Annotated in this window: 23 protein-coding genes; 13 read left to right on the plus strand and 10 right to left on the minus strand. The window is 64.7% G+C overall.

The genetic code is table 11. The annotated features are described in order from the left end of the window. The 7 genes from BGO62_RS08290 to BGO62_RS08320 form a co-directional block, all read right to left on the minus strand. Positions 1 to 697: glycosyltransferase family 2 protein (locus BGO62_RS08290; protein ID WP_296641178.1), on the minus strand; the 697-nt coding region annotated here is incomplete at its 3' end. A gap of 217 nt (positions 698 to 914) precedes the next feature. Next, positions 915 to 1,472, minus strand: a complete 558-nt coding sequence (folK, locus tag BGO62_RS08295; protein ID WP_296641181.1) for a 2-amino-4-hydroxy-6-hydroxymethyldihydropteridine diphosphokinase — start codon at positions 1,470 to 1,472, stop codon at positions 915 to 917. Beyond that, entirely contained in the window at positions 1,469 to 1,705 is a 237-nt protein-coding gene (locus BGO62_RS08300) for a formate dehydrogenase subunit delta (RefSeq protein WP_296641182.1), read from the minus strand. Before BGO62_RS08300 ends, folK begins: the two co-directional genes overlap by 4 nt. A 17-nt stretch (positions 1,706 to 1,722) precedes the next feature. Then, entirely contained in the window at positions 1,723 to 2,508 is a 786-nt protein-coding gene (gene fdhD, locus BGO62_RS08305; protein WP_296641185.1) for a formate dehydrogenase accessory sulfurtransferase FdhD, read from the minus strand. Between the two features lie 22 nt (positions 2,509 to 2,530). After that, positions 2,531 to 5,392 (minus strand): formate dehydrogenase subunit alpha, encoded by a 2,862-nt coding sequence (gene fdhF / locus BGO62_RS08310; protein WP_296641188.1) that lies wholly within the window; start codon positions 5,390 to 5,392, stop codon positions 2,531 to 2,533. Continuing rightward, the gene (locus BGO62_RS08315; protein ID WP_296641190.1) at positions 5,389 to 6,951 is read right to left on the minus strand and encodes a formate dehydrogenase beta subunit; all 1,563 of its coding nucleotides are present in this window, start codon (positions 6,949 to 6,951) and stop codon (positions 5,389 to 5,391) included. Before BGO62_RS08315 ends, fdhF begins: the two co-directional genes overlap by 4 nt. Then, entirely contained in the window at positions 6,948 to 7,388 is a 441-nt protein-coding gene (locus BGO62_RS08320; RefSeq protein WP_296641194.1) for a formate dehydrogenase subunit gamma, read from the minus strand. Before BGO62_RS08320 ends, BGO62_RS08315 begins: the two co-directional genes overlap by 4 nt. Before the next feature lie 422 nt (positions 7,389 to 7,810). Between BGO62_RS08320 and BGO62_RS08325 the strand changes: the two genes are divergently transcribed. The 13 genes from BGO62_RS08325 (at position 7,811) to BGO62_RS08385 (ending at position 20,464) form a co-directional block, all read left to right on the plus strand. After that, entirely contained in the window at positions 7,811 to 9,199 is a 1,389-nt protein-coding gene (locus BGO62_RS08325; RefSeq protein ID WP_296641196.1) for a selenium-binding protein SBP56-related protein, read from the plus strand. 94 nt (positions 9,200 to 9,293) lie between these two features. Next, positions 9,294 to 9,992, plus strand: coding sequence for an SCO family protein (locus BGO62_RS08330; protein ID WP_296641200.1), 699 nt, complete (start codon positions 9,294 to 9,296; stop codon positions 9,990 to 9,992). Continuing rightward, positions 9,989 to 11,185, plus strand: coding sequence for a cytochrome c peroxidase (locus tag BGO62_RS08335; protein WP_296641202.1), 1,197 nt, complete (start codon positions 9,989 to 9,991; stop codon positions 11,183 to 11,185). The genes BGO62_RS08330 and BGO62_RS08335 overlap by 4 nt, the downstream gene beginning before the upstream one ends. 106 nt (positions 11,186 to 11,291) lie before the next feature. After that, positions 11,292 to 11,825, plus strand: a complete 534-nt coding sequence (fae, locus tag BGO62_RS08340; RefSeq protein WP_296641204.1) for a formaldehyde-activating enzyme — start codon at positions 11,292 to 11,294, stop codon at positions 11,823 to 11,825. Positions 11,826 to 11,967: 142 nt separating this feature from the next. Beyond that, complete coding sequence (locus BGO62_RS08345; protein ID WP_296641207.1) at positions 11,968 to 12,150, plus strand: (4Fe-4S)-binding protein; 183 nt, start codon at positions 11,968 to 11,970, stop codon at positions 12,148 to 12,150. Between the two features lie 210 nt (positions 12,151 to 12,360). Next, the gene (locus BGO62_RS08350; protein WP_296641208.1) at positions 12,361 to 12,639 is read left to right on the plus strand and encodes a Nif11-like leader peptide family natural product precursor; all 279 of its coding nucleotides are present in this window, start codon (positions 12,361 to 12,363) and stop codon (positions 12,637 to 12,639) included. An 11-nt stretch (positions 12,640 to 12,650) separates the two neighbouring features. After that, on the plus strand, positions 12,651 to 12,953 hold the full coding sequence (locus tag BGO62_RS08355) for a hypothetical protein (RefSeq protein ID WP_296641209.1): 303 nt from the start codon (positions 12,651 to 12,653) through the stop codon (positions 12,951 to 12,953). Positions 12,954 to 13,061: 108 nt separating this feature from the next. Further along, positions 13,062 to 14,273: an acyl-CoA dehydrogenase family protein gene (locus BGO62_RS08360; RefSeq protein ID WP_296641212.1), complete on the plus strand. Its 1,212-nt coding sequence runs from the start codon at positions 13,062 to 13,064 to the stop codon at positions 14,271 to 14,273. A 12-nt stretch (positions 14,274 to 14,285) separates the two neighbouring features. Next, positions 14,286 to 16,757, plus strand: coding sequence for a PAS domain S-box protein (locus tag BGO62_RS08365; RefSeq protein ID WP_296641213.1), 2,472 nt, complete (start codon positions 14,286 to 14,288; stop codon positions 16,755 to 16,757). Next, complete coding sequence (locus tag BGO62_RS08370; protein ID WP_296641216.1) at positions 16,735 to 17,361, plus strand: response regulator transcription factor; 627 nt, start codon at positions 16,735 to 16,737, stop codon at positions 17,359 to 17,361. Before BGO62_RS08365 ends, BGO62_RS08370 begins: the two co-directional genes overlap by 23 nt. Positions 17,362 to 17,590: 229 nt before the next feature. Next, positions 17,591 to 18,871, plus strand: coding sequence for a fatty acid desaturase (locus BGO62_RS08375; RefSeq protein ID WP_296641217.1), 1,281 nt, complete (start codon positions 17,591 to 17,593; stop codon positions 18,869 to 18,871). 72 nt (positions 18,872 to 18,943) lie between these two features. Beyond that, positions 18,944 to 19,336 carry a group 1 truncated hemoglobin gene (locus BGO62_RS08380; RefSeq protein ID WP_296641218.1) on the plus strand — a complete coding sequence of 131 codons (393 nt, stop codon included), beginning with the start codon at positions 18,944 to 18,946 and terminating at the stop codon, positions 19,334 to 19,336. A 63-nt stretch (positions 19,337 to 19,399) separates the two neighbouring features. Then, on the plus strand, positions 19,400 to 20,464 hold the full coding sequence (locus tag BGO62_RS08385) for a 2Fe-2S iron-sulfur cluster binding domain-containing protein (RefSeq protein WP_296641220.1): 1,065 nt from the start codon (positions 19,400 to 19,402) through the stop codon (positions 20,462 to 20,464). 336 nt (positions 20,465 to 20,800) lie between these two features. Here the strand turns inward: BGO62_RS08385 and BGO62_RS08390 are convergent, their stop codons facing one another. Genes BGO62_RS08390 through lpdA form a run of 3 tightly spaced genes read right to left on the minus strand, consistent with a single transcriptional unit; the run spans position 20,801 to position 23,016 of the window. Beyond that, positions 20,801 to 21,193, minus strand: a complete 393-nt coding sequence (locus BGO62_RS08390) for a rhodanese-like domain-containing protein (RefSeq protein ID WP_296641222.1) — start codon at positions 21,191 to 21,193, stop codon at positions 20,801 to 20,803. Between the two features lie 31 nt (positions 21,194 to 21,224). Continuing rightward, a complete protein-coding gene (gene gcvH / locus BGO62_RS08395) occupies positions 21,225 to 21,620 on the minus strand; it encodes a glycine cleavage system protein GcvH (RefSeq protein WP_296641225.1) in 396 nt (131 codons plus the stop codon). Continuing rightward, positions 21,601 to 23,016: a dihydrolipoyl dehydrogenase gene (lpdA, locus tag BGO62_RS08400; RefSeq protein ID WP_296641227.1), complete on the minus strand. Its 1,416-nt coding sequence runs from the start codon at positions 23,014 to 23,016 to the stop codon at positions 21,601 to 21,603. Before lpdA ends, gcvH begins: the two co-directional genes overlap by 20 nt. Between the last annotated feature and the right edge of the window lie 25 nt (positions 23,017 to 23,041).

The following is a 23,041-nucleotide window of genomic DNA, read 5'->3' on the forward strand; positions in this document are numbered from 1 at the left end:
CGATCGCCGGCAGGCGCACCCGCCGCTGCAGCCAGGCGACGCCAAACAGGTCGACGATGCCTACCCACAGCCTGTTGTGCACGCCATATTTCGAACTGCCGCGCTCGCGGGCACGGTGACGGACCGGAACCGATACCACCGCGCCGCCGTTGCGCATCACCAGCGCCGGGAGGAAGCGGTGCATGTGGTCGAAGTTGGGCAACTGCAGAAAGGTTTCACGGGCAAACAGCTTGAGGCCGCAGCCGGTATCCGGTGTCTTGTCCTTGAGCATGCGCGAACGCACGCCATTGGCAATTTTGGACGACAGGCGGCGCAGGAAGGTGTCGTTGCGGCGGGCGCGCCAGCCCGCCAGCAGTTCCAGGTTGGCCGGCTGCGCCGGGTTGACCAGCTGGGCGAGCAGCGCCGGAATGTCGGCCGGGTCGTTCTGGCCGTCGCCGTCCAGGGTGGCGATCCATTCGTAACGCGCCGCGCCGACCCCGGTCGTCACCGCGCGGCTCTGCCCGCACGATTCACGGTGACGGATCACCCGCAGCATCGGGAATTCGCTCTTCAGCGACTGCAACCGCGCCTGCGTGGCATCGGTGCTGCCGTCGTCGACGTAGATGATTTCGAACGCGGTGTCGCCGGACAGCGCAGCCGCGATTTCGCGCACCAGCGGCTCGACGTTGTCCTGCTCGTTCTTGACGGGAACAACCACGGAAAGCCTGCCGTGGTAGGCATGTTTTGGCATGGCTATATGTGGGTCGCAGGGTTGCGGCGGCGGAAAAGGCTTCCGGGCCTGAAAATTTGACAGGCCCACATTCTAATTTATTTTCAGCGCCGAGTCCGGCGCGTCGGCTGCCTCTGCTCTGGCTCGTCAGCGACAGACACGGCGATCGACGGAATTGGACGCGCGTCCGCCCCGCTTCGGGCTGTTACAGGGGCAGCGCCGATGCAATCAGGCCCTTCCCCATCCGGCGTAGGGTGTGCAAACCCCAATCGAAAGCGACGCGCTCGATGCGCTTCGCATCGTCCCGATCCGGACAGGCGGCAAGCAACACACGGGCCTCCCCGTGTCCGGGGATGACGCAGTCCGGCGCGATTTCCAGCAGCGGCACCAGCACGAACGGACGCACGTGCATGCGTGGATGCGGCAGCGTGACGAAACTGTCTTCAAGTACCCGATCCTGGTAGAGCAGCAGGTCGAGGTCCAGTGTGCGCGGGCCATTGTGCTGGCCGCGCACGCGGCCATGGCGGGCCTCGCAGGCGAGCAGCGCGGCCATCAGCGCCCGCGGCGGCAGCGCCGTGTCGATTAGTGCCACGGCGTTGACGAAGTCGGGCTGCCCGGCGTACCCCACCGGAGCGGTGCGATACAGCGAGGAGGCACGCAGCAGGCGGGTCTGCTGCAGATCGTCCAGTTCGCCCATGGCCTTGAGCAGGCGTGCGGCGGGACGCTCAAGATTGCCGCCCAGGGCGACGAAGGCAAGGCTCATGCGGCTTTACCCAGAATGCGTTCGCGATGCTCGGTCAGCGCCTCGCTGACCAGGGGCGCGAGCGTTGTCGCGGTGCCCTGGTCGAAACCGGCGTAGAGATTTTGCCGCATACGTTTCTCCCAGAAGCGCACCAGATGATCGGCCACGCCATCGCGTGCGACGGCACGGTCGGGTTCGGCCGCAAAATAGGTGCCGATCTGGTTGGCCATCCGGATCAGGTGTTCGATATTCATGAACGTTTGTTCCTTGTTTATTCGATGATGCGTTCGGGATGCGCGTACAGCGTATAGCGCCGGTCGCGCACGAAGCCGGCCAGGGTCAGGCCGCATTCGCGCGCCAGGCGGATGGCGTAGCCGGTCGGCGCGGATACTGCCGCCAGCATCGGGATGCCGACGCCGGCCGCTTTCTGCACCATTTCGAAGCTGGCACGACTGGTGACGAGGGCGAAGCCGGTGCGCGGATCGCGGCGCTCGCGCGCCAGCGCGCCTATCAGCTTGTCCAGCGCGTTGTGGCGGCCGACGTCCTCGCGTACCGCCAGCAGGTTGCCTGCCGGATCGGCCCAGGCGGCGGCGTGCACACCGCCGGTGCTGGCATGCAACGGCTGGTTTTGCTGCAGGTGGACCAGCGCTTTTTGCAGCGATGCAGCCGCAATGGCCGGTTCCGCCGGCAACGGCGCCAGCACGCGCGCCACCTGTTCCAGGCTTTCCACGCCGCACAGTCCGCAGCCGGTGCGCCCAGCCAGCGCCCGGCGACGGTGCTTGAGCGCGGCCAGGCGCTCTTCAGCGATACGCATCTGCACGACGACGCCGCGTTCGCCCAGTTCCAACTCCAGGTCGTACAGTTCTGCGGCATGCGCGAGGATCCCCTCGCTCAGACTGAAGCCGAGGCCGAACTCCTCCAGATCGGCCGGACTGGCCAGCATCACCGCATGGGAAATGCCGTTGTACGACAACGCCACCGGCACCTCCTCCGGCACGGTGTCCACGCACCCCACGCCACCGCTATGGGTGGCCGTTTCCACCAGGGCGGGCGGCATGATCAAGGCCGGCTCGGGTAGATCACACGGGCGCATGGGCCGTCTTCGACTTCGATTCCGCCTCCAGCAGGGCCATTTGCTCCGCGCTGAAACGGGCGAACTGCTGTTGCCAGGCAGAGGGGTGCTCCACGCGGGAAACCTGCACGGCGGTCACTTTGTATTCGGGGCAGTTGGTGGCCCAGTCCGAGTTCTCGGTGGTCACCACGTTGGCTCCCGAGCCGGGCCAATGGAAGGTGGTGTAAACCACGCCGGGCTGCATGCGCTCGCTTATCCTGGCACGCAGCACGGTTTCGCCGGCGCGGCTTTGCACGCCGACCGAATCGCCGTCGCGGATGCCGCGGTCCTCCGCATCCAGCGGATGCAGTTCCAGAATGTCCTCCGGATGCCAGACGGTATTGGCGGTGCGCCGGGTCTGGGCGCCCACGTTGTACTGGGACAGGATGCGCCCGGTCGTCAGCAGCAGCGGGAAGCGACGACTGGCGCGCTCGTCCGTGGCCACGTATTCGGTGAGCATGAAGCGTCCCTTGCCGCGCACGAACGCCTCCACGTGCATGGTGGGCGTGCCGGCCGGGTGGGCCTCGTTGCACGGCCACTGGATGCTGCCCAGTTCGTCCAGCCTGGCGTAGCTGACGCCGTGGAAGGTCGGGGTGAGACTGGCGATCTCGTCCATGATCTCGGACGGGTGTGTGTAGTGCATGGGATAGCCCAGGGCATTGGCCAGCATCTGGGTCACTTCCCAATCCGCGTAGGCCGCCAGAGGGCGCATCACCTTGCGGATGCGGGAAATGCGCCGCTCCGCATTGGTGAAGGTGCCATCCTTTTCCAGGAAAGAGGCGCCGGGCAGGAAGACATGGGCGAACTTGGCGGTCTCGTTCAGAAACAGGTCCTGCACCACCAGGCATTCGAGCGACTCCATGGCAGCGGTAACGTGCCGGGTGTTGGGGTCTGACTGGACGATGTCTTCCCCCTGCACGTACAGGCCCTTGAAGCTGCCGGCGATGGCGGCATCGAACATGTTGGGGATGCGCAGGCCGGGCTCGCCGGACAGCGCCACCCCCCAGGCGGATTCGAACAGCTTGCGCGTGGCGTCGTCGGAGACGTGGCGGTAGCCGGGCAATTCATGCGGGAAGGAGCCCATGTCGCAGGATCCCTGCACGTTGTTCTGGCCCCGCAGGGGGTTTACGCCCACACCGGGCCGGCCGATGTTGCCGGTGGCCATGGCCAGGTTGGCGATGCCCATGACCATGGTGGAGCCCTGGCTGTGTTCGGTGACGCCCAGGCCGTAGTAGATGGCGGCATTGCCGCCGGTGGCGTATAGCCTGGCGGCAGCGCGCACCTCTGCCGCCGGCACGCCGCTGATTTCCTGGCTGGCTTCAGGGCTGTGGCGGGAATCGGCGATGAAGGCGCGCCACTTGGCGAAAGCCTCCGGCTCGCAGCGCGCCGCCACGAAAGCCTCGTCCACCAGGCCCTCGGTGGCGACGACGTGAGCCAAGGCATTGACCAGGGCCACGTTGGTGCCGGGCCGCAGCTTGAGGTGATGGGCGGCACGGACGTGCGGGGTATCCACCAGATCGATAGTGCGTGGGTCGGCGATGATGAGCTTGGCGCCCTGGCGCAGGCGCTGCTTCATCCGGGAGCCGAACACCGGATGGCCGTCGGTGGGGTTGGCGCCGATCACCAGGATCACGTCGGCCTGCATTACCGAATCGAAATCCTGGGTGCCGGCGGATTCCCCCAGGGTCTGCTTCAGGCCGTAACCGGTCGGCGAATGGCAGACCCGCGCGCAGGTGTCCACGTTGTTCACGCCGAAGGCGGCGCGGGTCAGCTTCTGCACCAGATAGGTTTCCTCATTGGAGCAGCGGGAAGACGTGATGGAGCCGACGGATTCCGCGCCGTACCGGGCTTGCAGGCGCCTGAATTCCGAAGCGGTGTACTGGATGGCTTCCTCCCAGCTCACCGTTTGCCACGGGTCGCGGATGGACTTGCGGATCATGGGCGCGGTGATGCGGTCGGCGTGGGTGGCATAACCCCAGGCGAAACGGCCCTTGACGCAGGCATGCCCATGGTTGGCGCCGCCCTTGCTGTCCGGCACCATGCGGATCACTTTCTCGCCCTGCAGTTCGGCGTTGAGCGAACAGCCGACGCCGCAATAGGCGCAGGTGGTGGTGACGCTGCGCTGCGGCTGGCCCAGCTCGATCACCGACTTCTCCATCAGCGCCGCCGTCGGGCAGGCCGCCACGCAGGCGCCGCAGGAGACACATTCGGAGGACAGGAAATCGTCGCCGCCCGCCGCTGCGATGCGCGACTCGAAGCCGCGCTCGGTGGTGGTCAGCGCAAACGTGCCCTGGATCTCGGAACAGGCGCGCACGCAGCGCGAGCAGACGATGCATTTGGCGGGATCGTAGGCGAAATAGGGGTTCGAGACATCCGCCGTCTCCGCCAGGTGGTTGTCGCCGTCGGCGTAGCGCACCTCGCGCAGGCCGACGCGGCCGGCCATGTCCTGCAGTTCGCAGTTGCCGTTGGCGGAGCAGGTCAGGCAATCGAGCGGGTGGTCGGAAATATACAGTTCCATGACGCCGCGGCGCAGGCGGAACAGGGCGTCGTTCTCCGTGGTCACCTCCATGCCCTCCTCCACCAGCGTGGTGCAGGAAGCGGGGAAGCCGCGCCGGTCTTTCACCTGCACCACGCACAGGCGGCAGGAGCCGAACGCTTCCAGCTGTTCGGTGGCGCACAGCTTGGGAATGTCGATGCCGGCCTCGGCGGCCGCGTGCATGACCGAGGTTCCTGCAGGCACGCGGACGGGGATCCCGTCGATGCGCAGGGTGACGTGCTGGGTGGACGTGCGTGCCGGGGTGCCCCGGTCGTGACGGCAATGCAGGCTCATGCTGAGGCCTCCTCTTGTTTCGGCGCCAGGCCGAAGTCCTCGGGATAGTGATCGAGGGCGGACAGAACCGGATACGGGGTCATGCCGCCCATGGCGCAAAGTGATCCTTCCAGCATGGTCTGGCATAGATCGCGCAACAGGGCGTCGTCGTTGCCCGGCTTCGCCCGCCCGGCCAGCATGCCGTCCAGCAGTTCCACGCCGCGCACCGAGCCGATGCGGCACGGGGTGCATTTGCCGCAGGATTCGATGGCGCAGAATTCCATGGCGTAGCGCGCCATCTTCGCCATGTCGACGCTGTCGTCGAAGGCGACGATGCCGCCGTGGCCGACCGTTGCGCCAACCGCAGCGAAGGCCTCGTAATCGAGCGGCAGATCGAAGCGCGACGCGGGCAGGTAGGCACCGAGCGGGCCGCCCACCTGCACTGCACGGATCGGCCGGCCGCTGGCGGAACCGCCGCCGTAGTCGTACAGCAGCTCGCGCAGGGTGGCGCCGAACGGCACTTCCACCAGGCCGGGGCGCTTCAGGTTGCCGGCGAGCTGAAACGGCAAGGAGCCGCGCGACCGGCCGACGCCGTATGCCTGATAGGCAGCGCCGCCGTGCGCCAGGATCCACGGCACGCTGGCCAGCGTGATGACGTTGTTGACCACGGTCGGCTGCCCGAACAAGCCTTGCAGCGCGGGCAGCGGCGGCTTTGCGCGCACCAGGCCGCGCTTGCCCTCGATGCTTTCCAGCAGCGAGGTCTCCTCGCCGCACACGTAGGCGCCGGCGCCCTTGACCAGATTGAGCACGAAACGGCGACCCGAACCGAGCACGTTGTCGCCCAGCACCCCCTCGCGCATGGCGTTGATGACGGCATCCTCGAGAACGTCCCAGGCATCCGGATATTCCGAGCGCAGGTAGAGGTAGCCGGTGTCCGCCCCCACCGCGAGGCCGGCGATGACCATGCCCTCGATCAGGCAGTAGGGATCGCCTTCCATCAGCATGCGGTCGGAGAACGTGCCGGAGTCGCCTTCGTCTGCGTTGCAGACAATGTATTTCTGGCCGCTGCCGGCGTTCAGCACCGTGCGCCATTTGATGCCGGTGGGAAAGCCCGCGCCGCCGCGGCCGCGCAGACCGGACGCTTCGACGGCGCCGACAATGTCGTCGGGCGCCAGCGCCAGGGCTCGCGCCAGGCCGCCAAGGCCGCCATGGGCACGATAGTCGTCGAGCGACAACGGATCGGTGCGACCCATGCGCGCAAAGGTCAGACGCGCCTGTTGCTTCAGATAGGGGATATCCTCGCAAGGGCCGTGACACAAGGCGTGCGCACCGCCCCGCAGCCAGCCGGCGTCGAACAGGGCGGGCACGTCCTGCGGCGCGACCGGGCCGTAGGCGATGCGCTGCCCGGCCACCTCGACCTCGACCAGCGGCTCCAGCCAGTACAGGCCGCGCGAACCATTGCGCACGATGTCGACCGGCGTGCCGTGCCGCGCCGCCTCGGCCGCGACGGCGGCGGCCACCGCCTCCGCCCCTACCGAAACCGCGCTGGAGTCGCGCGGAATGAAGATGCGCACTGTCATGCCGCACCGCCTTCCGCCAGCAGCTCGTCGAGCCGTTCGGCATCGACCCGGCCGTATAGCCTACCGTCCAGCATCAGCGCCGGGGAACAGGCGCAATTGCCCAGACAATAGGCCGCTTCCAGTGTGATCGCGCCGTCCGCCGTGGTGGCGCCGAAGCCGACGCCCAGCTTGCCGCAGGCATGCGCGGCCAGCGCGTCGGCGCCCATGGCCTGGCACGACTCGGCGCGGCACATCTGGAGGCGCCTGCGTCCCGGGGGCGTGCGACGGAAATCGTGGTAGAAGCCGATCACGCCCTCGACCTCGGCGCGCGACACGTTATATGTCCTGGCCAGATCGGCGACGGCATGATCGGGGATGTAACCGAGTTGATCTTGCAGCCGGTGCAAGGCCGGCAGCAGGCCGGCCTGATCGCTGCGGGGGGCGGATTCTTGAGACATGGAAAACACCTGATAGGGATTGCGCCGATATCAGCAATACGCATGCCAGCGCGCGCCCCCATCCCGGACGGATCAACAATTTCCAATATCAATCAAGAGCTTGAAAAGCCATTTCCAGAAACCGGCATGATTCGCCCGGCTCAAAGGCGTGACACTCTGTCACGTCCGGCCGCATCCGGCGCACAGTCCGGATTCGCGACATATTGTCACGCCCCTGAAATCCAGTCCGTCCCGCACCGCATACGGGAAAACCCTGTGCGACACCTGTAATCGATTGATCCTAAAGCAACAAAAATATTGGCATGGGAGTTGCTATAACGATGCGGAGTAGCTTCGTCCATCCCGGTCGTCACTCCGACTTCCGGAAGCGCGGCTCCTATAGGCTTTGATCAATGTTCTGTGGATTTTAAAAGGAGACTGACATGACTAAAGAAAACAACCGTTTTTCCATGAAAACCCTGGCGATCGCCGTTTCTGCCACTGTCGCTTTGGGCGTTGCCGCCCTGCCCAGCCTCTCGCATGCCGACGAGACCTGCAACTCGCCCTTCACCCCGCTGATCAAGGGGCAGGAAGACCTCGTCTACGTGTGGACACTGGGCGTGGAAGGCATCGGCGACGGTTCCGACAAGCTCGTCACCGTCGACGTCCGCCCCGGTTCCAAGACCTTCGGCAAGATCATTGCCACTCTCTCCACGGGCGACCGCGGCGAAGCGCACCACATGGGCTTCACCGACGACCGCCGCTACATGTGGGCGGGTGCGCTCGATTCGAACAAAATCTTCATCTTCGATATTCACAGCAACCCTGCCAAGCCAAAGCTGGTCAAGACGATCACCGACTTCGCCGAGAAGACCGGTTTCGTCGGCCCCCACACCTTCTACGCCCTGCCGGGCCGCATGCTGATCCAGGCGCTGTCCAACACCAAGGACCACGGCGGCCGCACCGGTCTGGTCGTCTACAACAACGACGGCGAGCTGATCAACACGATCGACATGCCGACCGGCACCTTCAATGGCGTGTACGCCGACGGCTACGGCTACGATCTGGGCATCAACCCGCAGCAGAACGTGCTGTTGACCTCCAGCTTCACCGGCTGGAACAACTACATGATGGACATGGGCAAGCTGGTCAAGGACCCCGAGGCGATGAAGCATTTCGGCAAGACCATGGCGATCTGGGACGCCAAGACCCTGAAGCCGAAGAAGGTCTTCGAAGTACCGGGTGCGCCGCTGGAAATCCGCTGGTCGCTGAAGGAGGGCGACAACTGGGCCGTTACCGCGGCTGCGCTGACCGGCAAGCTGTGGGTCGTCAAGCAGGACAGCAGCAAGGAATGGCAGGCCTACGACGTGGGCACCATCAAGACCGAAAGCCCCGTTCCATTGCCCGTCGACATCTCGCTCAGTGCCGACGGCAAGGGCTTGTGGGCCAACACCTTCCTGGATGGCGTGACACAGTACTGGGATTTCTCCAATCCCATGAAACCGAAGATGACCTACAAGAAAAAAATTGCCTCGCAGGTCAACATGGTGTCGCAATCCTTCGACGGCAAGCGTGTGTATTTCACCACTTCGCTGCTCGGCAACTGGGACAAGAAGGGCAAGGGTGACGAGCAACTCCTGAAGATGTACAACTGGGATGGCAAGAAACTTGCCGAAGTGTTCTCGATCGATTTCTACAAGGAAAAGCTCGGTCGCGCTCACCACATGAAGTTCCAGGCAATCAACCTGAAAGAGCTGCAGCCTCTCCAGGCCAGGCTCGACGGTGCAAGCACGCAGAACAAGCTTGCATTGACCGATCTGTTGAGCAAATAAACACCAAGAGGTTGTCATGTCATACCAGAGTGCCAATATCGTGATACGGGCACTCCCCCCCCCTCGCGGGGGGGGGGGAGTTTTCAAGTCTCTTTTGTCTCTGCTGTTTCCGCTTTCCCTGGCCTGCGCCTCTCTGCCTAGCCATGCGGCCGCCGTCCCGGTCAAAGACCCCAATGCAAGCGGCGAACTGATTTTCGATTACGAAATCCATCCGCCAGGAACCTATACCCTGCAAAAAATCCAGCACGCCGCCAGCGGCCAGGTTCTGGATACCGAAGGCCGCGTCCGTGCACTCGCCGATTCCTTTGGCAGCGGCAAGGTTACCCTGTTGTCTTTCATTTACTCCAGTTGCGCCGATCCCAACGGCTGCCCCTACGCCTATACGGTGTTCCACCTGATCAAGAGCCGGATGGAACGCGAGCAACCCCAACTCACCGGCAAAACCCGGCTCGTCAGTCTCTCGTTCGATCCCGAGCGGGATACGCCCGAAGTGCTCAAGCTCTATGCCGGCGCGAATGCGAACGCCGCAAAGGGTATACAGTGGGATTTTCTGACGACGGCCTCGCTGCGCGAACTGATTCCCATCCTGGACGCATACCGGCAGGATGTGTATTTCGATCTCGATCCCAAAACCGGGCAACCGCTTGGGACCATGAGCCACGTATTGAAGGTCTTCCTGATAGATCGCGCCGGAGATGTGCGTGAAATCTATACAGCTTCATACTTGAATCCGGACGTCGTTTACAACGACATTCTGACTCTCCTTCTCGAAGACGGGGCAGCACTGAAATGAAAAACATCCTTTTGATCGGGCTCGCGACCGCGGGTCTATTGCTCCCGCTCGCCATCTCGGCCGGCACCCCCATCAACCCGACGCCTCCGCTGGGCCTGCCCCCGCTGTTCATTCCCAAGGCCAACCCGCTGACCCAGGAAAAGATCGATCTGGGCCGGGAACTCTTCATGGATCGCCGCCTGTCGCACAACAACGTCATGTCGTGCGCCATGTGCCATGTCCCCGAACAGGGTTTCACCTCGCACGAACTGGGAGCCGCCATCGGTCTGCAGGGACGCAGCCTTCGCCGGAACTCGCCCGCCATGTACAACGTCGGCTACCAGCGCAGCCTGTTCCATGAAGGCCGCGAACTCCATCTCGAGGATCAGGTCTGGGCACCGCTGCTCGCCAAGAACGAGATGAACATGCCGTCCATCGGCTACGTCGTCGAGAAGATCAAGATGATGCCCGAATACAAAGGGCGGTTCGAGGCCGCTTTCGGCGGCGAAGCGACGGCCGAGCGCATCGGATTCGCCCTGGCGAGCTACCAGCGCGCCATGGTGTCGGGAAACTCCCGCTTCGACCGCTGGTATTACGGCGGCGAGAAGAATGCGCTCAACACCAGGGAGCAGCGAGGATTCGAAGTATTCCGCGGCAAGGGAAGCTGCATCGCCTGCCATACCGTCGGGGAGAAGCACGCCCTCTTCACCGACCACAAGTTCTACAACACGGGACACGGCTGGCAACGCAGCATGGCTCCGGTAAAGACCACTCACAAAGTACAGCTTGCGCCGGGGGTGTTCGTGGACGTAAGCGACGAACAACTGGACGACTTCGAGAAACCGCTGCCCGACGTCGGACGCTACGAGGTCACGCTCGATCCCAAGGATCGCTGGGCGTACAAGACCCCCTCCCTGCGCAACGTCGCCATCACCGCGCCCTACATGCACGATGGTGCTTTCTCCAGCCTGGAGGCGGTCGTCGAGTTCTACAACAAGGGCGGCGTGGACAACCCCGACAAATCTCCCCTGATCTTTCCGCTCAATCTGACGGAAGAAGAAAAGGCGGATCTCGTCGCGTTCATGAAGACCCTGACCGGAGACAATATCGACGCGCTGGCGCGCGACGCTCGCCGGGCGCGCGAGAACTATCCCGTACCGAAGCAGGATCCGAGCGATTTCTACATGGAGAGCATCGGCAACAGCCGTCCCTGAACGGCGGCAACCGGCGCGGCTCACCCAGAAGCTTTTGCGCCTCGCGCCCGAACCGCACCGCGTCCGCCGCCCCCATGGCCGCGGCCCATTTTGTAAAGGGAACCCCATGAACAAAATCGTTTTCAAGACCGGCGAGGCCACCGTCCTGGCCAGGGAAGGCCAGTACACCGACGCCATGCCGGAAATCCTCATCGGCAGCGTGGACGGCCCCGTGGGGCACGCCTTCGCCAACATGATGGGGCAGACCGCCGGCCATACCCGCATGTTCGCCATCCGTGCCTGCAACCAGCAGGTGCGCCCAGCCACGCTGATGGTGCCCAAGGTGACCATGAAAAGCATGGCCTACGTGGACCTGTTCGGCGGCACCGTGCAGGCCGCCACCGCCGACGCCGTGCTGGACTGCGTCATCGACGGTACCCTGCCGCGGGATCAGGTCAACGACCTGTGCATCGTCAGCCTGGTGTGGATCGATCCCCGCTGCGCCAGCGACCCCAAGCTGGACCACAAGGATCTCTACCGCACCAACTACGAGGCCACCAAACTGGCAATCAGGCGTGCCCTCGCCGACGAGCCATCCATCGATGAACTCATCGCCAACCGCCACGCGATCACGCACGACATGTACGATCCGACGGCCTGAGCGCCGCACCGGCCACGCAGTATCCCGCGGCCGGCCAAGTATTTTCCCCAATAGGCATTCCCCCGCCCAGGTTCAAGAATGCACGGGGTACCCGACGATGGGCGGGAATCCATTCCATTCACCAGAGAAAGAGGAAAACACCATGAAAGTTGTTTGGGACGACCAGGCTTGCTGCCACAGCGGCAATTGCGTAAAGACCCTGCCTGAAGTATTCAAGGTGGAAAACGGCCAGTTCCTGATCCAGCCGCAAAACGCCAGCGAACAGCAGGTGCGGCAGGTGGTGGCCGCCTGCCCGGCCAAGGCTCTGCGCATCGAGGCCAGCTGACCCGGAAGGCGCGCCGGCCATGCGTACAATTACGCATGGCCGGGCGTAGACATTCGGATTATCTTGAACGCGCGAGGTCGGTAGAGTCTCCCCCACATCCCCGCAACACGGGGATTGCCGCAGCGGGATCGCCCGCGCGGACGGGGTCCGGGCCCGCAGGATCAAATGGGCTCGGCAGTACTGTAAATTTGGGGTACACAGGAGATCGACATGCTCAAAACCGCTATGGAAAGGGACCAGCTGGCCCGTCCGTTCGAAAAATCCATCAAGCAGTTTGGCGAGGTCGTGATGAACGACCAGAGCCTGCTGGCCAAGCTCGACCAGACGCCGGACAAGGAAAGTTTCATCCAGCTCTATCGCGGCCTCGCTGCGGACCAGGGCATCCACTTCTCGCGGGACGATTTGCTCGTTGCCGTCCAGGAACAGAAGCAGGGCAGCAACTGGGTCATCCCTAGGGCGGTGCTGCGCATGATCGCAGACCGTTTTTAAGGGGGAACGACATGAGCGACGAAATCAAGACCAACGCCGGCCGCGTCATGGGCTACTGGGACGGCAAGCAAGCTGCCGAACTGATGTCCGAACTGGCCAACATCCGCCAGCAGATGCTCAAGGAAGGCAGCCAGGACAAACTCATCGCCCGGGAAATGCCGCACCGCGACCAACTTCCCGAGGACTTGCACAACTTCAAGGCTTATCATATCTGGGGCTGCGACGCTGGCGGCAACTGCGTAGTGGGAACCAATGCAAACCGTATCGAGCCAATACAAAAAGTACGGAGCTTCTCGCTCATCGAGCATCATTGATCGCGGGCAATGTCTTCACCCCGGCCCCTCAAACAGGCCGGGGTGAAGGCATTGGACCGGCCAACCCCAACTCGCCGCCCGGTGCGGCCCCATGCAGGAGGACTGCCCATGCAGGTGAAATCGATACGCGATCGGGTTACCGACAGGGCGTCGACGGGCACCGGGAAAAACCTCGAAGCCCTGCTGCACAAGGCGCAGGAGATTGCCCGGGAGGTGGTGGCCCCCGCTACCGAAGCGGTGGACCGCGACGCACGCTGGCCGGAGGCCGGCATTCGCGCACTGCAACAGGCGGGATTCGGCGGCCTGGTGGTGCCTGCGGCCTATGGCGGCCAGGGCCACGGCCTGCTGGCCCTGGCCCGGGTGTGCGAGGTACTGGGTCAGGAGTGTGCCTCCACCGCCATCTGCTTCGGCATGCACAGCGTGGGCGCATCGGTGATCTCGGCCAATGCCACCCCGGACCAGCAGGCCCGCTTTCTGGCGCCTATTTGCGAAGGCCGGCACATCACCACCCTGTCCCTGAGCGAGGCGGGCACCGGCGCTCATTTCTACCTGCCCCAGACCAGCCTGGAATCCCTGAGTGCCGAGCGCTACAGCCTGACCGGGACCAAGACCTTCGTCACCAACGGCGGCCACGCGGATTCCTATGTGGTGTCGGCGGTGGCGGCAGACCCGGACGCGCCGGTGGGGCAGTTCTCCTGCATCGTGGTGCCCGCCGACGCATCCGGCCTGAAATGGGGGCAGTCCTGGGATGGCCTCGGAATGCGCGGCAATTCCTCGCGCTCCATGGAACTGCACGGGGTGGAAGTGCCGCACAGCAACCTGCTGGGCAAGGAAGGCGACCAGATCTGGTACATCTTCAACGTGGTGACGCCCTACTTCCTGATGGCCATGGCAGGCACCTTCCTGGGCGTGGCCACCACCGCCCTGGAGGAGGCGCGCAAGCACCTCATGCGCCGCTATCACGCCCATACCGGTTCCAGCCTGGCCCAGACCTCGGTGCTGCAGCATCGCCTCGGTACCCTGTGGGGCATGCTCGAACGCACCCGCAGGCTCACCTACCATGCCGCCGCCAGCTTCGACGCCGGCGAGCCTGACGCCCTGATGGCGGTGATGGCGGCCAAGGTGGAGGTGGCCGACTGCGCCGTGGCGATGGTCAATGAGGCCATGACCCTGTGCGGCGGCATCGGGTACCGCAGCGGCTCGCGTCTGCACCGGCTGCTGCGGGATGCCCGTGCCGCCCATCTCATGTCCCCCACCACCGATATCCTGCGCGTGTGGATCGGCCGTGCTCTCATGGGCCAGCCCCTACTCACGGACTGAGTCCGACGAGCCATGACCGTGCCGCCCGCCGAGATTCCCGGACTGGTCAGCCTGGTAGGAGTGGATCGGGCGCTGGCGCGGCTGCTGAAAAGCCGGCTGCGTCCGGTGCTGGCGGTGGAGACCCTGGACGACCAGAACAGCCTGTTCCTCCACATGGAAGGCGGCGGCCTGCCGGTGGACGCAGTGGTCCTGGGAATGGCCCTGGAAGAACCGGTGCGGGTAGCCCAGCGCATCCACGTGCACGACAAGCACATCCCCATCCTCATCCTCAGCCGCCCCGCCGACTGCGATCAGCTCAAACGCACCCTCATGTTCAGCCCCTTCCTGGGCAACGAGGTGACGCCCTGGCCCACCGACGAACCGGACGGCCTGCCGGCAATCCTGCGCCAGGCGGCCGAGCGGCGGCGCCTGCGCATCCGCTATCAGAACGCCCTGTCTTCCGCCCAGATCCGTCTGGAGAAACTGCCCCTGCTGCAGCCCGAGGCATCCCACTACCTGGATCAGTTGCTCGACCACGCACCCATCGGCGTGGTGACCGTGGATCCGGCCGGCGCAATCCTCACGCTCAACCGGCAGGCCCAGGACACGCTGCGCGTTGCGGAACGCGGCGCGCTGGGGCGGCTGCTCGGCGATCTATTCCCGATCGCCGAACGGCAACGGCTGTGCGCCCTGCTGACCCGCTGCGCGTCGCACGGCCCGCGCCCCGGGCCCGAGGTATTCGAGTTCCACTCCGCCAACGGCACGCCCCGTTTCGTGGAGACAGGCTGCACCCCCCTGACCTACCGCACCGGCCAGCGCGGCATCATGCTCATCATGCAGGACGTCACCGACCGCATACGGGCGGAGCGGGAGCGCTGCCGGGCCGAGAAAGAACTGCGCCTGCATGCCACCGTGCTGCGCGGTTTTCACGAGATCAGCTCGGACCGTTCCCTGACCCTGGAAGAAAAGCTCAATCGCCTGCTCAAGCTGGGATGCGAGCAGTTCGGCCTGCCCATCGGCATCCTCTCCCAGGTCAACGGCGACATATTCAGAGTGCTTGACTCGGTGGGCGGAGAGGGCCTGTTCCCCGTGGGCGGCACCCGCGAACTGAGACAGACCTATTGCGGCGGCACCGTGCTCTCCAACGAGCCGGTGGCCCTGGAACATGCCGGGGCCAGCGAATGGCGCGATCACCCCAGCTATACCCGGGGCGGGCTGGAGGCCTACATCGGGGTGCGCGTCCAGGTCGAGAACGAACTCTACGGCACCCTCTGTTTCGCCAGCCCCAGCCCGCGCCCCAAGCCCTTCAGCTCGGCCGACCGCGAGATCCTCAAGCTCATGTCCCAATGGGTGGGCAGCGAGCTGCGCCGGGAACGGGCCGATGCCCATATGCGCAAGCTGTCGGGGGCCCTGGAGCAGGCCGCCGACGCGGTCATCATCACCGACCGCGGGCGCTTCATCGAGTATGTGAACCCCGCGTTCGAAACCCTCACCGGCTACCGGAAGGAAGAGGTGATCGGGCAGAAAACCTATTTCCTGCGTTCGGGCCTGCACGACGACAAGTTCTACGACGAGTTGTGGCAGGTCATCGGCACCGGCGGCGTATACCGGGGCGTCCTCATCAACCGCAAAAAGGACGGCAGCCTGTACCACGAAATGAAGACCATCAGCCCGCTCAAGGACGATCAGGGGCGCGTCACCCATTTCATTTCCACCGGGCACGACATCACCGAATTGGTGCGAGCCGAGGAGCAAGACCGCCTGCACCGTGCCGAGCTGGCGCACGTGGCGCGCCTGAGCACCCTGGGCGAAATGACCTCGGGCCTGGCCCACGAATTGAACCAGCCCCTGTGCGCCATCACCACCTACGCCCAGACCGCCCTGCGTGTCCTCACGGGTCCGGACGGCAGCGCGGAGCGGGCGCGCTACGGCCTGGAGCAGGTGGTCCGCCAGGCCGAACTGGCCGGCGAGATTTTCCGGCGCCTGCGCCATTTTGCCCGCAAGGGCGACATGAACCGCCGCCGTGTCTGCCTGAAAGAGGTGATACAGGAAGTGGCCGGATTCATCCACGCCGATGCCCAGCAGAGCGGTGTGCGGGTCGAACTGGCGGTGGCCCGCAACCTGCCCAGGGTGCTGGCCGATCCGATCCAGATCGAACAGGTGCTGCTCAACCTGGCGCGCAACGCCATGGATGCCATGGCCGGCGTCGAGGAGCCGCGCCGGCAACTGCTGATCAAGGCCCGCCGCCAAGGCATACGGGGGGTGCGGATGGAGATTCACGACCGCGGGCGAGGTTGCCCGCAGGAAGTGGCGGACCGTTTGTTCGAGCCCTTCTTCACCACCAAACCCGACGGCCTGGGCATCGGCCTCGGCATCAGCCAGAGCATCATCGAGGCCCACAACGGCCGGCTCTGGCTCGAAGGCAATTCCGACCAGGGCGCCACCTTCTGTTTCACGCTGCCTGGCGATGAGGATCAAGCGCATGCGATCCGTTCCTGCGATTAAACCCGTGGTCCACGTGGTGGACGACAACCCGGCGGTACGCGACGCCATCCGCTGGCTGGTGGAGCAGGTCGGCCTGAGCGCCCGCACCTACGCCACGGCCCAGGAATTCCTGTCGGCCTGCGATCCCGCCATGCGCGGCTGTCTGGTGCTGGATATCCGCATGCCCGGCATCAGCGGCCTCGACCTGCAGGACCGGCTGCAGGAGCAAGGCGTCCACCTGCCGGTGATCATCATCACCGGGCACGGCGACGTGCCCGTCGCCGTGCGGGCCATGAAGGCCGGCGCACTGGAGTTCCTGCAGAAGCCTTTCAACGACCAGACCCTGCTGGATGCCATCCATGCCGCGCTGGAAAAATATCATGCGATCTGGGAGCAGCAGGACCAGTGCAACCACACCACCCGCAACCTGTCCGCGCTCACCCCGCGCGAACAGGAAGTACTGGATCTGCTGCGCCACGGCAAGCCCAACAAGGTCATCGCCTACGAACTGGGGCTGTCGGTACGTACCGTGGAAGGCTATCGCGCCCGCATCATGGAAAAAATGGGCGCGCACTCCCTCGGACAGCTCATCGAGATGGTCGTGCAGGCCGTACCGAAAGGCTGAGAGGCATCGACGTCTCCGACGGCCGCATCCAACGCTGCGACCCCCGCCGCCCCGCAGCCGGGCAACTTTCCCGAACCCCCGTAAAACCACGTATCCGCGCGTAGTACTGCGGATTTTCCCGCCTACCGTTTCACCCTATAAATACGCCACAGACGGACTGCGCCATGCCATCGGGATAGCGCGGCCCGTCTCGATCCCGAACACTATCGAAAACGAAAGGAGCAAGACTATGCGCAATCTGATTTTCGGACATCTCGTCTATCTCTACACCCCATTGGGCATCCTTGCCTGCCTCCTGGGCGTGCTCATGGGCGGGGACTGGGTTTGGCTGGGCGTGGGCATTTTCGGCCTGAACATCATGCTGGACACCCTGAGCTCGGCCTTCCACACCAAGGGTGCGGCCACCAACGCAAAAGGCCAGCCCGTGGGCTCGCCCGCCTTCCTCAACCTGATGATGTACGCCCAGCTGTTCAGCTTCATCGCCTTGCAGATCGCGCTCGCCTGGCGCGTGTTCCAGTACGCGTCCGGCGCCCCCGTCGAAACCATGACGTGGAACGGATACGAATACCAGAGCGGCCTCACCGGCCTGCAACTGATCGGCGCCACCCTCTCCGTGGGCATGCATCAGGGCCTAGGCATCATGTTCGGGCACGAGCTGTCCCACACCAAGGGCTTCAGCTTCCTCATCTCGCGCGCGATGATGGCGCTGTCGGGCGCCGCCCATTTCTGCTTCGCCCACGTCTACAACCATCATCTGGAACTGGGGCGTGCCTGGATGGGACCCGAGGGCAACAAGATGGGGGATGACACCGACCCCGCCACCGCGCCCCGCGGCCGCAGCCTGTACAAGCACTTCGTGATTTCCCATATCGGCCAGTCCTACTTCGGCATCATGACCGAGAAGAAGCGCCTCAAGCGGATGGGTAAATCCTTCTTCTCGCTTTCCAATCGCTGGATCCGCGGCTATCTCCTGAGCCTGCCCACCGTGGCCCTGTTTCTCGGCGCCGGCTACCTGGCGGGAGGCGAGAACGGCCTGCTGATTGGCCTCGCCGTCATGCTGGTGGTGTGGGTGATCTCCAACTTCGAGCTCGAGGCCCTCAACTACATGGAGCACTACGGCCTGATCCGGGTCAAGGGCGAGCCCATCGAATACCGCCATTCCTGGGATAACGACAATGCCTTCACCAGCTGGGCCTTCATCGAAATCGGCCGCCAGGCGGATCACCATGACCGCGGCGAAACCCATTTCTGGGAACTGACCAGCGTGGGCAATCCGTCCACCCCGAGCGGCGCCCCCAATGCCCGCATCGGCTACTACACCGAGTTCGTCCTGGCCCTGATTCCGCCCCTGTGGCACGCGGTCTACAAGAAGAAGCTGGCCATCTGGGACCGCGACTTCGCCAGCCCCGAGGAGCGCAAGATCGCCGCCGCGATCAATCGCAAGGTGGGCTACGAAGTGTCGCCCGAGGCGATCAGCGGCGAGAAGCTGGAAGTCAGCTACGCCATGTAATCCCCCGCGCCGCCAGGCGCGACTTCGGGCGGCCGGAATGGTCCGGCTGCCCAGCCACCCAAGGAGATCGAGATGAACGCACCCACCGAAACCGCCCTGCAACAGGACACCGCCACCCTCTACGAGCGCCTGGGCAGCCGCCCCGGAATCGAGGCCATCGTCGAGGACATCTGGAACAACCACGTGAGCAATCCGCTGGTCAACAAGCGCTACGCCAATAGCGACCCGGCCACGGTCAAGCGCCTGGTCACCGAAATGTGCTGCGCCGGGTTCGGCGGTCCCGAGACCTACACCGGCAGGGACATGCTCACCACCCACAAGGGCATGAACATCAACGACACCGAATTCGTGGCCGTCTGCGACGACGTGCTCAAGGCCCTCGACAAGCACAACGTGGGCAAGCGGGAGCGCGACGAAATCCTGTGCATCCTCTACTCCCTCAAGGGCGACGTGGTTTATCAGTGAGGCAACCCGGCATCGCCTGGCATGCAGCCGGGCGATGCCCACTTATGCAGAAGGAGTCGTGACGTGTTCGGACTGTTCGCCCGCAAAGGGCCCTTTACCGCCAAGCTGTCGCCCAGTGGCAAGACTGTCGAGGTCAAGGCCGGCGACAACCTCCTCAAGGCCGCGCTGGACGCCGGCCTGCCCTGGCCCCACAACTGCCGCGTGGGTTCCTGCGGCCAGTGCCGCGCCCGCCTGGCCAGCGGCAAGATCAAACCCCTCAACGACTTCAGCTACGTCCTGGACGAGAAGGAACTGGATGCGGGCATGATCCTGGCCTGCCAGACCTGCCTGCGCAGCGACGTCGAGATCGAGGTGTGCATGGAGGAAAATCAGGCCCTGTCGCCCGCCAGAAGCGTGGTCGGCGGCATCGCCCTGTCGCGCCCCCTGACCCATGACATCCTCGAGATCCGGGTGCGCCTGGATGAACCGCTGCCCGCCTATCTGCCGGGCCAGTACGCCGAGCTTTCCATTCCCGGCGTGATCGAAAAGGCGCGTTCCTATTCCTTCGCAAGCGCGCCCGGGGATGCCCCCGTGGATCAGGTCAGCTTTTTCATTCGCCATGTCCCTGGCGGACAGATGTCCTCCTGGCTGCACGAAACCAACCGCGAAGGCGCCAGGGTTGCCGTCAATGGCCCGTTCGGCAGCTTCTGGCTGCGCGAATCGGAGGCGCCCATGCTGTGCATCGCCGGCGGCAGCGGCCTGGCGCCCGTCAAAGCCCTGCTGGAGCAGGTTTCCATGCAAGGATTCGGGCGCCGGGTAACTTTCGTGTTCGGTGCCCGCACCCAGAACGACCTGTATTGCCTGGACGATATTCAACACATCAAGGCCAGGGGCAACGGCCATTTCAATTTCATCCCGGTACTGTCGCAGGAGCCGGAGGACAGCGACTGGCAAGGCCTGCGCGGACGCTGCACTGACATTCTCCTGCCCGCGGTCCCCGATCTGGCCAGCAGCCACGCCTACCTGTGCGGTCCGCCCGGCATGATCGACAGCGCCATAGCACGCCTTACCGAGGCTGGCGTGCGCAGCGAAAACATCTATTACGACAAATTCCTGGACGCCTCCCATATGCCTGGCGGCCGGGCCTGAGCGCCACGCGCGGCCGGACCCGTGGCCGGCCGTGCGTGGATTCCCTGCCCGCGGCAGGTAGTTTCCCGAATGGCAGTTTTTCCACCGAAGTCCACAATGAAGCCTTCTTCCAGCGCTTCTTTCCGTGCCGGTTTCGACGGATGAAGTGATTGTCTGTTTTGCTTTGACGGGCCACGTCTCTTCGTATATCTCCTCCCGGCCCGTTAAATTTTGGCGGGCCCATTCCGGGCCCGCATTTTTTTGTCGCCGCGCGGAATAGCTATCGAAAGCGTCGCAGGCCTGCATCGCGGGCGGCATTCGAATGCGTAGCCGTGTTCCCGGGTTGCGGCCGCGCCGTCACGTCCGCACCTGAGTCACGTCGAAGCCAGCGCTCTTCCAGGCCTCGATCCCGCCCTCCAGAGAGGCCACGTTAAGGTAGCCCAGCTGTTTCAGGGTATGGGCGGCGAATGCGCTGCGCCCGCCTGTCTTGCAGTACACCAGGATTTCCAGCTGGCGATCGAGCAGCGTTTTCTCGCAGGCCGGATAGCCCGGGTCGACCTTGAATTCAAGCACGCCGCGCGGAATGTTGCAGGCGTTGCCAATGCACCCCTCGCCGAATTCCGCAGGCTCGCGCACGTCCAGAAGGATGATGCCTTTTCGCGCCGCCAGTGCGCGCGCGGCGGTAGGGGCATCCCATTCGGTGATCTGGGATCTTGCCTGGGCGATGAGGTCTTGCGTGGTAAAGCTCATGTGGGGTCTCCTGTAAATGAAAAACCGGCCTTCATGCTGCCAGGCCGATGTGTTTGCGATAACCGCCGGCCTCCAGCAGATGGCCGGTTTCCGCCGCTGCGGCCAGGCGGATGCGCAACACCCAGCCCTCGCCATAGGGGTCGCTGTTGACCAGTCCGGGCTCTCCGCGCAGGCGCGGATTGACCGCCAGCACGCTGCCGTCGACGGGTGCGATCATGTCGGACACGGCCTTGTGGGATTCGATGGTCCCGAGGGGAGTGTCCTGGCGAATGGCAGCGCCCACCCGGGGCAGGTCCAGGAATACGACCTCACCCAGGCTTTGCTGCGCGAAATGATTGATCCCCACCAGGGCTTCGTCCCCTTCCTGGCGCTGCAGCCAGAGGGCGTCAAGATGATACAGGCGGTCTTCAGGGTAATGTGCTGACATGATGGGTCTTCTCGCGTTTCATGGGTTTGTGCACGGCCTGGCCTAGCGCATCCTCGGCGGCTTCCAGCAGCGCTTCCGACAGAGTGGGATGGGCGTGCACGGTTTGGGTGATGGCATGCACGGTGGCGCCCTGGCGGATCAGCACCGCAGCCTCGTGCACCATGTCGGACGCGTGTGCGCCGACGATGTGGACACCGAGCAGGCGCCCGCTGACGCGGTCCGCCACCACCTTGGCCAGGCCGGTCAATTCGCCCATGGCCTGGGCCTTGCCGAGGCAGCGCAGGTCGAAGCGGCCGCAACTGACGATATGGCCTTTTTCGACGGCATCCCGTTCGGTGAGGCCGACGCATCCGATCTCCGGCATGGTGAACACGGCCCACGGGATGGCTGCTTCGTCGAGCGGCGTGGGATCCAGCCCCAGCGCGTGATCCACCGCCAGACGCGCCTGCGCCGAGGCGGCGTGGGCCAGTGCGAGGCGGCCGTTGACGTCGCCCACCGCATAAAGCCCCGCCAGGTTGGTGCGCATCAGGCTGTCGGTCATGATCTCGCCGCGCTGGCCCACGGCCACACCGGCCTCTTCCAGGCCAAGTCCCGAGCTTTGGGGGCGCCGCCCGACAGCCACCAGGGCGCGTTCGGCGGTGGCCACCAGCTGGCCGTCGGCATAGGCGGCGACGCCGCCCGGCGTGGTTTCAAGCCGTTCCACCAGGCAACCGCCGATGAATTCGATGCCGAGCTTGCGCATTTCCCGCTGCACGACGCTGGCGATATCCTGATCCAGGAAAGGCAGCGGACGCTCGCCCATGGCGGTGAGGGTCACCTGCACGCCCAGGGCGTGCATGATGAAGGCGAATTCGCAGGCCACCACGCCATCGCCGACGATGAGCAGGGAGCTCGGGAGAGCGTCCCATTTCAGCAGGTCGTCGCTGGTGGCGATGCGTTCGCCATCGACCTGGAAACTTGCCGGCCGGATGGGGCTGGAGCCGGTGCAGATCAGCACGGCGTCGGCTTCGACCATGCCGTGCCCCGGCACCTCGACGCGCCGGCCGTCGATCATGTAGCCGCGCCCCTGGATATGCGCCACTTTGCGATCCGCCATGAGGCCATCGATGCCGCGATTGAGCAGGCCGATAACCTGCCCGGCCTTGGCGCGCATCGCCGGCCAGTCAGCCTCGATGCTGCCGTTGAGGCGCAGCCCGTAGGTTTCCGCGCGACGCATCTTTTCAAGGAGATTGCAGACCTCGACCAGGGTCTTGGTGGGAATGCAGCCGCGATGCAGGCAGGTGCCGCCCAGGGAATGCGGGTCGATCAGGGTGACGTTCGCACCTTCCGCCGCGGCGTGGGAAGCGGCGACGTAGCCTGCGGGACCGCCGCCGATAATGGCGATGTGTTTGGGCATGGTGTGTCTCCTGTGTCCGTCCGCC

The sequence above is a fragment of the Thiobacillus sp. 65-1402 genome, from assembly GCF_001897685.1.
GTDB lineage: Bacteria > Pseudomonadota > Gammaproteobacteria > Burkholderiales > Thiobacillaceae > Thiobacillus.